Source organism: Pseudopedobacter beijingensis, assembly GCF_042678145.1.
GTDB classification, from domain to species: domain Bacteria; phylum Bacteroidota; class Bacteroidia; order Sphingobacteriales; family Sphingobacteriaceae; genus Pseudopedobacter; species Pseudopedobacter beijingensis.
In genome coordinates this window covers 42,919-57,565 of the sequence record NZ_JBHUDG010000006.1, presented here as the reverse complement: position 1 = coordinate 57,565, position 14,647 = coordinate 42,919, and the positions used below count along the sequence as shown (strand labels likewise).

Sequence of the window (14,647 nt, the reverse complement as noted above, 5' to 3'; positions counted from 1 at the left end):
AAAGTGTCCAACAATGGATTGCCTTTATTACAGTTTAATAGGTTATTATATCTTTTAGTCTATTTCAATATTATCCCACCCAATTAATATCCTTTTTTAAAAGGTTCAGCGTTTTTTCTTCCAGACTCCCGTTTTCTGGTTTATAGTCGTATACCCAGGAGGCCATAGGAGGCATACTCATTAAAATAGATTCTATCCGACCGTCTGTTTCTAAACCAAATTTAGTACCCGAGTCATAAACCAGATTGAATTCTGCATAACGACTCCGTCGAATGTATTGCCATTGTTTATCCTGCTCTGTTATAGATTTATCCCGATTATTTTCTACCAGATGAGTGTATATTGGAACAAAAGACCGTCCCACGTTTTTAGAAAATTCAAAAATGTTTTCATAAGACAGACCTGTGTTTTGCGGTGTCAGTCTGTCGTAAAATATACCACCTATTCCACGGGTTTCATGTCGGTGTTTGATGAAAAAATAATCATCTGCCCATTTTTTGAATTTAGGATAAAACTCCGCTGATGATCTATCGCAGACTGATTTGATATGCTGGTGAAAAAACTGAGCATCCTCTTCTATAACATAATGCGGAGTTACATCAATGCCGCCTCCAAACCACCTTAACGATTCGCCGTTGTTAGCATCCATTTCAAAATATCTGATGTTCATGTGAATGATAGGAACCCAGGGATTATGCGGATGCAGCACTATGGACACTCCGGTAGCAAAAAACTCGTCTTTATCTGTTTTAAAGGCTTTCTTAATAGCTTCTGGTAATATACCATGTACTGCAGAAAAGTTAACGCCTCCTTTTTCTATTAAATCTCCATTTTGGATAACACGTGTTCTGCCACCACCGCCACCTGGTCTTTCCCAGTTTTCTTCTTCAAAGATGGAGATACCGTCCAGTTTTTCGAGTCCATGGGTAATCTCTGATTGTATCTTTTTGTATTCTTCGGCGATTTGTTCTTTTTTCAGCATTAGTTAAGTGTTAACTTTAATTTTATCCTGTAAGCAGTTAGCAAGAGGTTTTTGGAGACAAAGCCTTCAAAAACTCCATCTTCGAAGATAGGAATTAATCGGATATCTGTTTTGTCGAAAATGTCAATAATCTGATTGATTGAAGCGTTGCTATCCAGCTTTTCTATGTCTTTTTGAATAAGCTCCTGTGCCGTAATATGGTCTTGCTGAAGGTTATGGTCTAGTAATAACTTCCTTACTTTATCAAAAACGATAAAACCTTTGTATTGTCCATGATGATCATTTATGACGATAATATTATGATCCGAGTTTTTGAACAGTTCACTTAATTGGGCTAAGGTGCTGTCTTCGGTTACAGAGACATAATCTTTCGTAATAATTTCGTGTATTTTAATCAGGGAAATAATGTTGTCATCGTAGTTCTCTGTAAATATTTTTTTGCCTTTTATCAGCTCTTTTACATCCATGGAATGGGGTTCGTAAAATTTAGCTATAATGTATGATGAGGTAGCTACTATCATCAGAGGAATTATTAAGTCGTACCCTCCGGTGATTTCGGCAATCAGGAAAATTCCGGTTAAGGGAGCATACATTACCCCACTGAGTATGCCACACATCCCTACTAAAGTGAAATTATCTACGGGGATTTGCCTGAATCCTAAAAGGTTGATCGCTGAGGAGAAAAAGAACCCCATAAATGCACCCGTAAACAATGATGGTGCAAAATTACCTCCGCTGCCTCCGCTTGCCAATGTGATAGAGGTGGCTAAAACTTTGGTGAGGATAATGAGTCCTGAAAATAGGATGATAGTCCATTGATTATAGCCGCTGAAATTAAAAAAAGTACCCTTTAATATTTCCTGCGGGGTGTTAGATGCTAAATATTTAATACTTTGGTAGCCCTCGCCAAATAATGGTGGAAATAAAAAACAGAGCAGGGCGATGATGAGTCCACCAAAAATAGCTTTGTAATAGGCGTTCCATTGAAGGTAATCGTGAAAAAAGAAGTCTATCTTTTTAGTTATCCGGGAATAATAAACCGAGACGAGTCCACTGAAGATACCAAGTGATATGTATAAAGGAACATTGATATAATCAAATTCCCGCAGGCTTTTAAATTCAAACAGGATATCATCGTTAAGGATAATTTTAGATAAGAGGGTGGCCGATACGGTGGAAATAATAAGGGGAATGAAATCTGAAAACACAACCCCTACCAGGATTACCTCAAAAGCAAACATGAGCCCTGTTATGGGAGCATTAAATGCAGCTGCAATACCCGACGCTACTCCACATGCCAGTAAAAGGATGCGTTCCCGATAAGTCATTCTGTATGTTCTGGCGTAGTTGGACCCTATTGCCGCACCTGTAACAGCAATGGGGCTTTCTAATCCGGCAGAACCTCCAAAACCTACCGTTAATGCACTTGTAATTACCTGAGAATATATTTTGTATTTAGGTACTACGCCTGAACGCTGAGAGATATCCTGTAAAATATTGGCAATTCCTTTACCATCTTTTCCTTTTAAAAATCTTTTGACCACCCATACAGTCAGTAATATTCCTATAAGTGGAAGGAATAAGTTGAGGTAGGGGTAGCTGAAGATCTCGAGTTGTGTTTCGGTTAACAGATTAATATAATGAACCGCACTTTTGAGAAATACTGCCGCAGTGCCAGCAGAAAGGCCAACGAGTATCCCGGATAATATCAAGAACTGATTTCTTGAAAGATGCTGATTGAGGTACCGTATGGCTATTCTATGCTGTCTTAAATATTTCATTTATTCTTCTATATAATCAAGGTCTTTCCCGTAGGTCTCTTCCAGGTTATAAACAGATATGAAAGCGATGGTTATACAGGTAATGCCTACAACCAATGCTGCGTTTATAATTCCCAATGGAGCTTTTAACCCTTCGAAGCTTAATGTTACCACAACAAGTGATCCTCTGATAAAGTTTGGAACTGTAGTAGTTACCGTTGCCCGAAGGTTAGTGCCAAACTGTTCTGAGGCAATAGTTACAAATATTACCCAAAAACCAGTAGAAAGACCTAATAACACGCATATCAAATAAAACTTTTCTGTGGTCATGTTTTGGGTGAAGAGGTAAATGAGTACGCTCACCAATGTAGCTATCAGGAAACCTGCCACTACTTTTTTTCTTGTTTTAAAATACTGGCTTAATAAACCAGAAAGTACATCGCCCAAAGAAATTCCCAGATAAGTAAACATAATTCCTTTACCGGCACTTAAGGGCTCTGTGGCGCCCAGTTCTTTTCCAAATTCAGGAGCGAAAGTAACCAATATACCCACAACAAACCAGGTGGGTAGAGCTATAAGGGTGCAGTTAAGGTACTTTTTAAAACGTTTCCAGTTGCCTAAAATCATCATGAAGTCGCCTTTTTTTACTTTCTTATCTTGGATTTTATGAAACATGCCCGATTCAAATACACCAATTCTTAAAACCAGTAATATTAGTCCCATGCCGCCACCAATAAAATAAGCTGTTTGCCAGGCAAATTTGTCTCCAATTAAACCTGCAACTACAGCACCTAATAGGCCTATAGATGCAACCAGCATGGTTCCGTAACCTCTTTTTTCTTTGCTCATGCTTTCAGTAACTAAGGTTATTCCTGCTCCCAGTTCGCCTGCAAGTCCCACTCCGGCAATAAACCTGATAATAGCATAAGTGGTAACGTCTGTTACAAATCCGTTAGCAATATTGGCGATGGAGTACATTAAAATAGAACCGAATAGTACTTGTAAACGTCCTTTTTTATCGCCCCAAATACCCCAAAGTAAACCGCCAACAAGCATCCCTATCATTTGAGAGTTAATGAGTGTAACTCCTACAGAGAGGAGATCAGCATCGGCTACACCAATGCTTTTTAAGCTGGCTACCCGGATAACCGAGAAAAGCACCAGGTCGTACATGTCAACAAAATAGCCCAGAGAAGCTACCAAAATTAAAAAGGTGACATTTTTTTTAGTTCCAGAAGGGGAATCCATACATTATTGGTTTGAAAGTTCAAACTTGCGAAAAATTTAAAAAAAATGGTGAACCTGTTTAAATTTATATTTTAATATTTCTTTTCTGGTACTGCTTCTGAAAGGAAGACATCTAAGTATAAGAGCTATTCAGAAAAAACTGTGCAATACCCGCTATCTGCCAGTGCCTTTATCAGGTATTTACATTCTTATCTTTCCGCCCCTCATGGGCAAGCCACGTCCTTTAAAGACTTTCAGGGATTTGTTAGTTTTTTTATTCCCTTTTTATCAAGAGAAAATGCCTGAGCATTCTTGATAGCCATAGTCAAAAAGAATCATGATAAATTATTTAGATGAATTTTTAAGCAGACGTTCCATTTCTATTGTAATATTTTTTTCATAATAAGTGTATAAATTCTGATTACGAGCTTATTTTGTGAAATTTGCATCACTATGAAAGTAAATGCCAGCACTTTAAAATGGGCTTTAAGAATGTACCCTCCATTATTTTTTCAGAGAATATGGGTGCAGCGCTTTGCTCCTGATTTTACATCTGTAGATGTGAAAATCAATAAAAGTGTGCTGAATAAAAACTATAACGGCACTATTTTCGGAGGGACTATATTCTGTGGAGGCGATCCTTTTTATGCGATCTTGTTTGACCAGATTTTTAAAAGAAAAGGTTATAATACCATTGCATGGCTTAAAAGTGCGCATATCCAGTATATAAAGCCAGGTACTACAACATTGTTTTTTAGAATACAGCTTACGGATGACGATATAAAGGAGGCGCAGGAACAGCTGGATACGGTGGGAAAGTTTGTGAAGACTTTTCCTATCGAGATTAAAAACAAGTATGGCGAGATATGTGCTGTTGTAAAAAATGAGATTTACGTCAGAAATACCGATCGCAAAAATTAGCAGCTTTTTTATATAAAATAATATTGAAACCATTTTTTGGTAGTGGGGGAGGTTTATGGGGTATAACGGTTTATGAAACAGATTTATTTAAAGTATAAACAACATTATAAGGATAATTTAATACTGGCCATTCCGGTAGTAATCTCGCAATTGGGGCATACACTGGTACAAACAGCAGATAGTATTATTGTGGGACAGTTTGCAGGAACCATTCCTCTGGCTGCTTCGTCTCTGGTGCATAGCGTTTTTATGGTGGTCATGGTCATAGGTATAGGTATTTCTTATGGACTAACTCCTTTGATAGCGCAGGAAAACGGACGGGGAAATAAACTGGAATGTGGGAAATTACTATCTAATAGTTTGCTGCTCAATGTTATATCCGGGTTAACCCTTTTTGCTTTTATTTACTTTGGATCGGTGTTTTTAATTGAACATCTGGGACAAAGCGAAGAAGTTGTTCAGCAGGCAAAACCGTATCTGCATGTTATAGGTATCTCTATTTTACCTTTGATGGTGTTTTTGACTTTTAAGCAATTTGCTGAGGGATTGGGTTTTACCAAACAAGCTATGCAGGTTTCTATTTGGGGAAATGTGCTGAACATTATTCTGGGGGTTACTTTTGTAAAAGGACTTTTTGGGATAAAACCCATGGGATTAATAGGTGTAGGCTACAGTACTTTAATAGACAGGACTTTGATGGCAGTGGTAATGGCTGTTTTTGTTTTTAAGTCAAAGTATTTTAAAGAATACCTGCGCAATTTTAAAGTTACTTTTATAGATCGCCTAAGGATGTGGAAGATTTTTAAAATAGGTTTCCCTACAGCCATGCAATATACTTTTGAAGTAAGTGCTTTTAGCGGAGCGGCTATTTTAATAGGTACTATTGGTGCAGTAGAGCAGGCTTCGCATCAGGTTGCTATTAATTTGGCAGCCATGACTTATATGATGGCCAGCGGAATTTCTTCTGCTGCGGGTATAAAATCAGGTAATAATTTTGGAAAAAAAGATTTTGGAGAGCTCAGGAAATCAGCAATAGCCAGTTATCATATAGTATTGGTTTTTATGAGTTTTACAGCGTTGTTATTTGTATGCTTTAACCGTTACTTACCACAAATGTTTACCACTGACGAACAAGTGGTACATATAGCTGCCGGTTTGTTGTTATTTGCTGCATTTTTTCAATTGTTTGATGGAACACAGGTGGTGGGCTTAGGAGTATTGAGGGGAATGGGGGATGTGAATATTCCTACACTCATTACTTTTGCGGCTTACTGGGTATTTGGTTTGCCTATAGGTTACCTTATTGGTATTGTGTATGGAATGGGAGCTAACGGAGTATGGATTGGACTGACGATTGGTTTACTGATTGCGAGTGTATTATTATTTATAAGATTTAATATGTTAACTAAGCTATATCAGAAAGAACTTACTGACTGATAGGTTGTTGAGCTGAAATTTAAACAAAAACAGACAAATGAATACAGACAAATTATTACAGAATTTTAGATTTATTGCTTATTGGGAAGGCTGGTCTTACCTGGCTATTTTTGTTACCATGATTTTTAAATACGTATTTAAAATGGGAACCGCTAATTTTATTGTGGGGTCTGTACATGGTATATTATTTATTTTGTATGTGATTTTGCTATTTTTACTTTTACTGAATAAAAGGATTAATATCACACAAGCTTTGATTGGTTTTATCGTTTCGTTAATCCCGTTTGGGACTTTCTATGCAGATAAAAAGTGGTTTTCAAAGTGGTAATAAACGACATTAGATAGATGCAAATAACAAATCAAGAAGAATTAGATGGAATAAAAGCAGCGGCACGAGTGGTTGCTGAAACACTGGCAAGTATGAAAGCTTTTGCCAGAGAGGGAATTTCTACAAAAGAATTGGACGATTACGGAGCAGAGCTTTTTAAAAAAAGCGGCGCCAAGTCGGCACCTATATTAACCTATGATTTTCCCGGGCAAACCTGTATTAGTGTTAACCATGAGGTTGCTCACGGGATTCCGTCTGAAAAAACTATCTTAAAGAACGGAGATTTGATCAATATAGATGTTTCTGCTGAGCTGAATGACTATTGGGCAGATAATGGATGTTCTTTTGTTATAGGCGAAGATGTTAACGGATATGATAAGTTGTTATCAACTTCCCGCGATATTTTAAAAAAAGCAATTTCCAGAATTAAAGGTGGAGTAAAGGTTAATGAAATTGGGCGACTGATAGAAACCGAAGCCAAAAAAAACGGTTTCAGGGTTATCAGAAATTTAACAGGACACGGTATAGGAAGAAGTTTGCATGAAGCACCCCATGAGGTAGCTAACTTTTGTGATAAATATAATCAAACTAGGTTCAGAAAAAACTCTGTGGTTGCTATAGAAACCTTTATTGCTACCCATTCTGATGCTGCAGATACTTTAGCGGATGGCTGGACACTGGTGGGTAACAGAGGAGGTTATGTAGCACAGCATGAGCATACGATTATTGTTACGGATGGTGAACCGGAAATATTGACTTTAGGTAATGGAGTGTGGGATTAAGTTAGGGCTTGATATTGAGTATAGACCATAGTCTATAGTCCATAGCTTGTAAAACAAGACAATATATTGCTAAGTACGCTTCCAGCTTTTATAGGTGGATTATGCTTTAGTAACTTTATTTATAGTTTATGGAATGAGGTACGAATTCATGAATAGCTTATTAATTATAAAAGCTAATGAGTAATGCTTTGCAGTTCTTTGAGGAAGATTGTCTCAAAAAACTGCGTTCGTCATCTTGGACTTCCCAAACTTGATTTGGGTAGTTCAAGATGATAAATTCTACTAATTAATATAAGATTCTTTTATTTTTTGATACAATTTTTCTGCAATGTTTTGCAGTATTGAAAATACATGATGCGTTTTTATGCATTTTACTTTTTATATCCTGTATAATAATGCATTTAATTATTATATTTACTAGGTAATAATAGTATAATTCCAATTCAAGATGAACTTTAGATTTATTATAAAACTATTTTTAGCACTTTTTGTACTGGGGCTACAAAAAACACTATGGGCAAAAGAGCCGAAATCTTTGCATTACAGTAATGATGTTATTGTAACGGGAGCAGACCAAACGCAGCTTTATGTAAATTATTTGAAAGGGAAACGTGTGGCAGTGCTGGCTAACCCCACTACAATTATTGGAAACCGACATTTGGTGGATAGTTTGTTGGACTTAAAAATCAATATTGTTAAAGTATTTGGTCCTGAACATGGTTTTAGAGGCAATGCCAGTAATGGAGCCAGGGTGAAAGATGAGGTAGACGAACAGACCGGTCTGAAAATAGTGTCGTTATATGGGAACAAAAGAAAACCAAGTACTAAGGATCTGGAAGATGTAGATGTTTTTTTGTTTGATATACAGGATGTTGGCTGTCGTTTTTATACTTATATAAATGTGTTGCGTGATGTGATGGAATCTTGTGCTGAAAATAATAAAGAACTATTAATATTGGATCGTCCTAATCCAAATGGTTATTTAGTGGATGGGCCCATATTGGATATGAAGCTTAAATCAGGAATCGGGCAGTTTCCTGTTCCCATTGCTCACGGGGTAACCATAGCGGAGTTTGCACAGATGATTAACGGAGAAGGTTGGTTGCCTAATAAAATGAAGTGTAAGCTTAAGATTGTAAAAGTGGCAAACTATAACCATAACATGCTGTATAAGCTTCCCGTTAAACCATCACCAAATCTGAATACCGAACAGAGTATTCTGCTGTATCCAAGTACTTGTTTATTTGAAGGAACCAGTTTAAATCATGGGCGCGGAACCGATTTCGCCTTCACTATTTTGGGAAGCCCTTATTTAAAAGGTAAGTATAAATTTAATTATACACCGGTAAGTAAAAAGGGAATGAGCGAAAGCCCTCTATATATGAATGAAATATGTTATGGCATGGATTTAAGAAATTACGACCTGCAAGCCCTTATTAACAGTAAGAAGATTAATATCTCATGGATGATTGAGTTGTATAAAGCCACGCCTAATAAAGCTGCATTTTTTGATCAGAAAATAAGCAAACAGATTGGTAATATAGATTATCTGGCAGGGGTATACGATTTTCGTAAACAGATAGCAGCAGGTGTTAGCGAAGAGAAGATCAGAAAAAGCTGGGAGCCTGGTTTATCCGTTTATAAAGAAATGAGAAAGAAATATTTGATCTATCCTTAACAGGATAGCACATCAAAGGTTATAAAAGTAAAGCCCAACCTTTTCCGGTTTAAGGAAGCAGGTTGGGCTTTATTCTTAGGTACAACATCTTTTATTTAAAGGAGTTAACCATGTTGCTGTGCAATGTTTTCGAACTCCAGTAGCCACTGGCAATAATTCTTCTGATGGTATATAAAGGATCCTCTTCGTCACGGGTTGTAGAAAGAATATATGCAGATCTCAAGCCTCTTGCTTTTAATGCTTTGATAGCTTCTTTATTCCATAAACCAAAAGGATAAGCAAAATCAACAACCTGCTGGCCGGATATTTCTTCTAAAAGAGCTTTAGGTTTAGTAATTTGTTTATTCCATTCGTCTTCACTGGTTATTTTCTTAACGTTAGGATGGTCGTAAGTATGTAAACCAACAGCATTACCTCCATTAGCTATTTGCTTAATTTCATCTCTACTCATGTAATTCACTTTGCCACGTTTACCAATCACAACGGTCATCATAAAATACGCTCCCTTAAAACCATATTGTTTGAGAACTTTATCGCCCACCTCTAACTGGTCAAGATCTGTATCATCAAAAGTAATCATTACCGGTTTTTGGGGAAGCTGATCTCCATAAGCCAGGTAATTATAGTATTGATCCGGAAGGATGGCCGTATAACCACTGTCTTTAAGCATTTTTATCTGAGCTTTAAATGTAGCTACCGGAATAATGTAGTCACGGGCAGTTTTAGAATCGGTTTCACGCCAGTCTCTTATCTGGTGATAGCATAAAACAGGAACTTGTTTTTTTGCCAGAACAGTTTTTGCATCCGCAATAGTACGATTGGTGTTTGGGCTTGCCTCTGAACTTGTGGAAGATGAGGATTCTGCTTTCTCTTCGTTTAAGGTATTTGCTGTTTCTGAATGTTCTTGTTTGGCGTTGGTGTTAGTACTGCATGCAGAGAACATCATAACGGTTGCCAGGCCGAGTTGCGCAATATATAGTTTCATAAATAATTTACTTTACAGCAAAAGTATAAAATTGTAGAATTGTTTTAGCTTTTGCTGTAAAAGTATATTCTGATAGCCAAAACTATGCTAAGTGCTGCATTTCTTATGCTTTTGACCGAAAATTACCTCAGAGTTACCTGGGCAAGTTAAGCAGTACACAATTTTCTTGATGCTGGTCTTAAATACCATGAAACAACAGCTAAAATAACAATGATTAAGGGAGCAATAATATGAAACAGTTCACTACCTGATACAATGTGAGAAATTGAAGCGCCTGTCATAGCGAAAACTATACCTGCATAAGCCCATTCTTTTAAAAGAGGGAATTTAGGAACAAGCAATGCAATGATGGCCATAATTTTCCAAAAGCCAATGATGGAAATAAAATAAGTAGGGTAACCCAAAGGAGCAAAGCCTTCGACAACTTCTTTTACCTGTAATAATTGACCTATACCACCGGATAAGGAAAGGCATAACAAGCCTGTAATAATCCAATACGTTGTGTGTTTTGTTTTTTCCATTTTAAATTTGTTTGATTAATTAAATATTTTTTGAAGTCTGTTGTGAGCCATATTAATACCTTGAACAAAGGGAAGTTTTAGGTTTTCGTCTCTCAGGGCAACAGATTTATATATGGATTGGATTTGTAATCTGCAGGTATTATCAGAGAGCCTCTCAAATTCAAGAAATTCAAGCTGCACACCAAAAGACATAGTTTCCATTTCAAATGTGCGGATTATCTTTTCGTTGGATATAATATGATGAATGGTGCCATTAGCGCTAAAAACAACCTTTCCTTCGGCATTAGAGGTTTCAAACTGGTAAAAGCCATGTGGACTGCAATCCATCTTAATTACTCTGGTGCCCATCCATTGCTCAATAAGCACAGGCTCGGTATAAGCTTTAAACAGCATTTGAACCGGTAAATCGAATTCTCTGGTAATGAATATTTCCTGTTCATTTTCCCGGGCAATAACTTGTGTTTTAGGTTCCATATTATTGTTGGTTATTTTCACTCATATATGCTTTCATAACGCTTTCCAGTTGATTAAACCGCTCATCCCACATTTTGCGGAAAGGCTCTATGAAAGCAGCCACTTCTTTCATTTTATGAACATTAAAATGATAATAGATTTCCCTTCCATTAGGCTCTTTTCGTAATAACTCACACTCGGTTAGTATTTGCAAGTGCTTAGATATGGTAGGTCTTGCGGTTTCAAAGTTTGAAGCAATGGCCCCTGCGGTCATGGCTTGTGAAGCTATCAATAAGATAATTGCTCTTCTTGTGGGATCGGCGATAGCCTGAAATACATCTCTTCTTAAATTCATAATGTAGCTATTTGGCTACAAATATAAATGTAGTTAAATGACTACGCAAATTTTTAAAAAAATAAGTGATTAGAAAGAAAAGAATGAGTACTACAGAGGAAAAATATGCATATGTTAGATTTTTATAATATTAATTGTTAGATTAATCTAACTTTGTTAGCTTTGCATAATCTTAATCATAAAGATTACCCTACAATGTATTTAGGCAACCAGATTTAAGAACTTAAAAAACGAAGAATAATGAAAATAACACAAACACTACCAGAATTACCGTACGAAAAAAATGCCTTAAACCCGATTATTACAGCAGAAACCTTTGACTACCATTATGGTAAACATCATGCCGCTTATGTGAATAATCTGGCTGCACTGGTAAGAGATACAGCCCTGGAAGAAGCCAGTGTCGAACAAATTATTCAAAAAGGCTTTGATGAAAACAATGCCGGATTATTTAATAATGCCGCGCAACACTGGAACCATACTTTTTTTTGGCATTGTTTATCTCCTGAAGGAGGGAAAAAACCGGATGGAAAAATAGGCGAGCTTATTAACCGTGATTTCGGAGATTTTGACTCATTTAAAGAGCAGTTTTCTACCACGGCCGTTAAGCTTTTTGGTTGCGGATGGACCTGGCTGGCTTTAAATGAACAACAGAAGTTAGAGATTTTACCCTTAAAAGATGCTCATACACCATTAACCGAAGGGAAGAAGCCTATTCTGACGTTAGACGTATGGGAGCACGCCTATTATATAGACTACAGGAATGCGCGCCCCAAATTTATTGAAGGTTTTTGGGAATTGGTAAACTGGGATTTTGCTAATCAAAACTTGAAATAAAGGCGTATTTGTATGGATAATGAAGAAAAGCATTGGGAAGAAATAACGTTGCTTGCGAATCAGCTTTTTGATAGAGGAGATTATGAAAAAGCACTATTAGATTATAAAAGAGCCTTAAAGTTGGTTGAAAAATTGAATGAGGATGTGCAGAATTGCTTACGCTTAAAAATACCTTTCATGCAAATGTATATCATATCCTGTAATAACCTGGCTTATACTTATGAAGAGCTGGGGCAATTAGATAAAGCAACAGGAATGTTTAAACGAGCTGTATATTATCTGCTGCATTTGCAAGAAGAAGAGCATTTGAATAAAAATGAATTGTATACAGCTCAACGAAGAGCGGTATTGACCTATACCGACTTTATTGATAAAAACAATATACAGAAACAAGAGAAAATGCAGCTGTTGGAACAGCTGAAACTGGAAGCTTCAAAAACCGAGTCAATAAAATAAATAAAATATCATGTGCAATTCGTTAAAAAAACTAATTAATCAGGAAAATGCGCAAACGGTTCAGAAAGGACCATTGAGCATAGGCGATAAGCTGCCTGATTTTTCAAAAAAAGCAGTAGTTGGTTCCGGTAAAGGAATTGACATTGTGGAGATTAAACATACCTATGCGTCTGAACAGGGTAAATGGCTGGTATTATTCTGGTGGCCTAAAGATTTTACGTTTGTTTGCCCCACTGAGATTATTGAATTTAACCAAATAGCATCACAGTTGGCAGAGCATAATACGTTGATTATAGGCGCTTCTACTGATTCTGAATATGTACATTTAGGATGGAGACAACAACATCCGGGTTTGATAAACTTAACCATCCCTATGTTAGCAGATACTTCTAAGTCGTTGGCAGAAGAAATGGGGGTGTTGGATAATGATGAAAAAGTGGCTTATAGAGCAACCTTTATTGTAGATCCGCAAGGGAAGATACAATGGTTAAGTGTATATCCCATGAATGTTGGAAGAAATACAGACGAGGTTTTGAGAGTATTGCAGGCTTTACAAACGGGAGAGTTAACTGCGTGTGGGTGGAGCCCCGGAGAACAAACTTTAACAGCTGTTTTAGAAACTGAAGTTTAATTTTACTTATTATCTGAACGAACCCAAATGATATGGGAATTGTTTTTAACGGGTTCGTTCAGATGAATTTTTTATGGATAAATTAGTATGTTAAAGAGTTGGTTGTCAGTTTTTAGAGTGTGTAAAATAATGAAATGGAAGAAATAACCTTACCCCATTCAGAGATATGGAAATTAAACGCACTGCATTATAAAACAGGCGAGGCCATATCTATAAGTGTAGATAGACAAAAGATTACTGCTATTCAATCATATCACACTCAGGATAAACCAGAAAGGCTTTTAGCTCCCGGTTTTGTAGACTTGCAGGTAAATGGCTATAAGGGGTATGATTTTAATAAACCCGGAATGGTTTCTGAAGACTGGGACAGTGTAATTGCAGAGTTTTATAAAGTAGGTGTAACCACTTTTTTCCGACTTTAATAACCAATTCAGAAAACAATCTGAGTCAGCTTTTTCATGATCATTCTAAAATATTAGAAGGGAATAAATCCATCGGAGGATTTCATTTGGAAGGACCCTACATCTCACCTATGGATGGGCCAAGAGGAGCACATAAATCTGGCGAAGTGAGGAAGCCGGATTGGGATGAGTTTTGCAGACTACAGGAAGCTGCAAGAGGTCTGATTCGGTTAGTTACACTCTCTCCGGAATATGAGGAAACACCTGGTTTTATTGAAAAAGCGGTAAGGGCTGGCGTTAAAATTGCCATTGGCCATACTTCAGCAAGGTCAGATCAGATTAAGGCTGCGGTAGAAGCCGGCGCTACATTATGTACACATTTAGGAAATGGATCTCACACGATGCTGCCAAGACATCCCAATTATATTTGGGATCAATTGGCAGAAGATTGCTTATGGGCCACGGTTATTGCAGACGGACATCACCTACCTGAGAATGTTCTTAGGGTATTTAACAAGGTTAAAAGAGATAAAATGATACTGGTGAGTGATAGTGTGGCGTTGGCTGGATTACCTCCGGGAAACTATCAGGCCGAAGTTGGCGGTGCAGTTACACTTACGCAGGCGGGATTATTACATTTACAAGGAAAAGAGCATACTTTGGCCGGTTCTGCTCAAAATATACTCGAGGGAATCCGGCATATTGTTAATATAGGAATATGCAGTCTGGCCGAAGCGATAGATAAGGCTTCTATATTGCCCGCCATGGTTATGGGGTTAGATAATTATAAAGGTTTGGAAATAGACGCTCCGGCTGATTTTTTATTACTAAACTGTTCTGGCTCGGAAATTACAGTTGAAAAAACATTCAAAAATGGGATAGAGGTTTTATAG

17 protein-coding genes are annotated in these 14,647 nt (G+C 37.1%); 10 read left to right on the top strand and 7 right to left on the bottom strand.

Annotation, left to right across the window (positions count from 1 at the left end):
* Nucleotides 1-70: 70 nt before the first annotated feature.
* Genes hemF through ACFSAH_RS07530 form a run of 3 tightly spaced genes read right to left on the bottom strand, consistent with a single transcriptional unit; the run spans nt 71 to nt 3,990 of the window.
* Nucleotides 71-982 (bottom strand): oxygen-dependent coproporphyrinogen oxidase, encoded by a 912-nt coding sequence (gene hemF, locus ACFSAH_RS07540; protein ID WP_379662103.1) that lies wholly within the window; start codon nt 980-982, stop codon nt 71-73.
* A complete protein-coding gene (locus ACFSAH_RS07535; RefSeq protein WP_379662102.1) occupies nt 982-2,763 on the bottom strand; it encodes a chloride channel protein in 1,782 nt (593 codons plus the stop codon). Before ACFSAH_RS07535 ends, hemF begins: the two co-directional genes overlap by 1 nt.
* Entirely contained in the window at nt 2,764-3,990 is a 1,227-nt protein-coding gene (locus ACFSAH_RS07530) for an MFS transporter (protein ID WP_379662101.1), read from the bottom strand.
* A 432-nt stretch (nt 3,991-4,422) separates the two neighbouring features.
* Here ACFSAH_RS07530 and ACFSAH_RS07525 point away from each other — a divergent pair, with 432 nt between their 5' ends.
* From ACFSAH_RS07525 to ACFSAH_RS07505, 5 genes are all read left to right on the top strand, one after another.
* Nucleotides 4,423-4,890 (top strand): DUF4442 domain-containing protein, encoded by a 468-nt coding sequence (locus tag ACFSAH_RS07525; RefSeq protein ID WP_379662100.1) that lies wholly within the window; start codon nt 4,423-4,425, stop codon nt 4,888-4,890.
* 72 nt (nt 4,891-4,962) lie between these two features.
* On the top strand, nt 4,963-6,327 hold the full coding sequence (locus tag ACFSAH_RS07520) for an MATE family efflux transporter (RefSeq protein WP_379662099.1): 1,365 nt from the start codon (nt 4,963-4,965) through the stop codon (nt 6,325-6,327).
* Between the two features lie 37 nt (nt 6,328-6,364).
* Nucleotides 6,365-6,655 carry a DUF3817 domain-containing protein gene (locus tag ACFSAH_RS07515; RefSeq protein ID WP_379662098.1) on the top strand — a complete coding sequence of 97 codons (291 nt, stop codon included), beginning with the start codon at nt 6,365-6,367 and terminating at the stop codon, nt 6,653-6,655.
* 17 nt (nt 6,656-6,672) lie between these two features.
* A complete protein-coding gene (gene map, locus ACFSAH_RS07510) occupies nt 6,673-7,437 on the top strand; it encodes a type I methionyl aminopeptidase (RefSeq protein WP_379662097.1) in 765 nt (254 codons plus the stop codon).
* A gap of 448 nt (nt 7,438-7,885) precedes the next feature.
* Nucleotides 7,886-9,115, top strand: a complete 1,230-nt coding sequence (locus tag ACFSAH_RS07505) for an exo-beta-N-acetylmuramidase NamZ family protein (protein WP_379662096.1) — start codon at nt 7,886-7,888, stop codon at nt 9,113-9,115.
* Between the two features lie 91 nt (nt 9,116-9,206).
* Here the strand turns inward: ACFSAH_RS07505 and ACFSAH_RS07500 are convergent, their stop codons facing one another.
* The 4 genes from ACFSAH_RS07500 to ACFSAH_RS07485 all read right to left on the bottom strand — a co-directional run bounded on the left by ACFSAH_RS07500 (nt 9,207) and on the right by ACFSAH_RS07485 (nt 11,429).
* A complete protein-coding gene (locus tag ACFSAH_RS07500) occupies nt 9,207-10,100 on the bottom strand; it encodes a polysaccharide deacetylase family protein (protein WP_379662095.1) in 894 nt (297 codons plus the stop codon).
* A 146-nt stretch (nt 10,101-10,246) separates the two neighbouring features.
* Nucleotides 10,247-10,621: a DoxX family protein gene (locus ACFSAH_RS07495; protein WP_379662094.1), complete on the bottom strand. Its 375-nt coding sequence runs from the start codon at nt 10,619-10,621 to the stop codon at nt 10,247-10,249.
* Nucleotides 10,622-10,636: 15 nt separating this feature from the next.
* A complete protein-coding gene (locus ACFSAH_RS07490; protein WP_379662093.1) occupies nt 10,637-11,095 on the bottom strand; it encodes an SRPBCC family protein in 459 nt (152 codons plus the stop codon).
* Nucleotide 11,096: 1 nt separating this feature from the next.
* The gene (locus tag ACFSAH_RS07485) at nt 11,097-11,429 is read right to left on the bottom strand and encodes an ArsR/SmtB family transcription factor (RefSeq protein WP_379662092.1); all 333 of its coding nucleotides are present in this window, start codon (nt 11,427-11,429) and stop codon (nt 11,097-11,099) included.
* Nucleotides 11,430-11,669: 240 nt separating this feature from the next.
* Here ACFSAH_RS07485 and ACFSAH_RS07480 point away from each other — a divergent pair, with 240 nt between their 5' ends.
* From ACFSAH_RS07480 to ACFSAH_RS07460, 5 genes are all read left to right on the top strand, one after another.
* Nucleotides 11,670-12,266 carry a superoxide dismutase gene (locus tag ACFSAH_RS07480; RefSeq protein WP_379662091.1) on the top strand — a complete coding sequence of 199 codons (597 nt, stop codon included), beginning with the start codon at nt 11,670-11,672 and terminating at the stop codon, nt 12,264-12,266.
* A gap of 12 nt (nt 12,267-12,278) precedes the next feature.
* Complete coding sequence (locus ACFSAH_RS07475; protein WP_379662090.1) at nt 12,279-12,722, top strand: tetratricopeptide repeat protein; 444 nt, start codon at nt 12,279-12,281, stop codon at nt 12,720-12,722.
* Between the two features lie 10 nt (nt 12,723-12,732).
* Complete coding sequence (locus tag ACFSAH_RS07470) at nt 12,733-13,353, top strand: peroxiredoxin (protein WP_379662089.1); 621 nt, start codon at nt 12,733-12,735, stop codon at nt 13,351-13,353.
* 134 nt (nt 13,354-13,487) lie between these two features.
* Entirely contained in the window at nt 13,488-13,775 is a 288-nt protein-coding gene (locus tag ACFSAH_RS07465; RefSeq protein WP_379662088.1) for a hypothetical protein, read from the top strand.
* 86 nt (nt 13,776-13,861) lie between these two features.
* Nucleotides 13,862-14,647, top strand: a complete 786-nt coding sequence (locus ACFSAH_RS07460; RefSeq protein ID WP_379662087.1) for an amidohydrolase family protein — start codon at nt 13,862-13,864, stop codon at nt 14,645-14,647.

Coding starts and splice junctions, on each gene's coding strand:
- ACFSAH_RS07520 (WP_379662099.1), top strand. CDS start 4,963: ATGAAACAGATTTATTTAAAGTATAAACAACATTATAAGGATAATTTA.
- map (WP_379662097.1), top strand. CDS start 6,673: ATGCAAATAACAAATCAAGAAGAATTAGATGGAATAAAAGCAGCGGCA.
- ACFSAH_RS07465 (WP_379662088.1), top strand. CDS start 13,488: ATGGAAGAAATAACCTTACCCCATTCAGAGATATGGAAATTAAACGCA.
- ACFSAH_RS07530 (WP_379662101.1), bottom strand. CDS start 3,990: ATGGATTCCCCTTCTGGAACTAAAAAAAATGTCACCTTTTTAATTTTG.
- ACFSAH_RS07525 (WP_379662100.1), top strand. CDS start 4,423: ATGAAAGTAAATGCCAGCACTTTAAAATGGGCTTTAAGAATGTACCCT.
- ACFSAH_RS07515 (WP_379662098.1), top strand. CDS start 6,365: ATGAATACAGACAAATTATTACAGAATTTTAGATTTATTGCTTATTGG.
- hemF (WP_379662103.1), bottom strand. CDS start 982: ATGCTGAAAAAAGAACAAATCGCCGAAGAATACAAAAAGATACAATCA.
- ACFSAH_RS07535 (WP_379662102.1), bottom strand. CDS start 2,763: ATGAAATATTTAAGACAGCATAGAATAGCCATACGGTACCTCAATCAG.
- ACFSAH_RS07480 (WP_379662091.1), top strand. CDS start 11,670: ATGAAAATAACACAAACACTACCAGAATTACCGTACGAAAAAAATGCC.
- ACFSAH_RS07470 (WP_379662089.1), top strand. CDS start 12,733: ATGTGCAATTCGTTAAAAAAACTAATTAATCAGGAAAATGCGCAAACG.
- ACFSAH_RS07505 (WP_379662096.1), top strand. CDS start 7,886: ATGAACTTTAGATTTATTATAAAACTATTTTTAGCACTTTTTGTACTG.
- ACFSAH_RS07490 (WP_379662093.1), bottom strand. CDS start 11,095: ATGGAACCTAAAACACAAGTTATTGCCCGGGAAAATGAACAGGAAATA.
- ACFSAH_RS07495 (WP_379662094.1), bottom strand. CDS start 10,621: ATGGAAAAAACAAAACACACAACGTATTGGATTATTACAGGCTTGTTA.
- ACFSAH_RS07500 (WP_379662095.1), bottom strand. CDS start 10,100: ATGAAACTATATATTGCGCAACTCGGCCTGGCAACCGTTATGATGTTC.
- ACFSAH_RS07485 (WP_379662092.1), bottom strand. CDS start 11,429: ATGAATTTAAGAAGAGATGTATTTCAGGCTATCGCCGATCCCACAAGA.
- ACFSAH_RS07475 (WP_379662090.1), top strand. CDS start 12,279: ATGGATAATGAAGAAAAGCATTGGGAAGAAATAACGTTGCTTGCGAAT.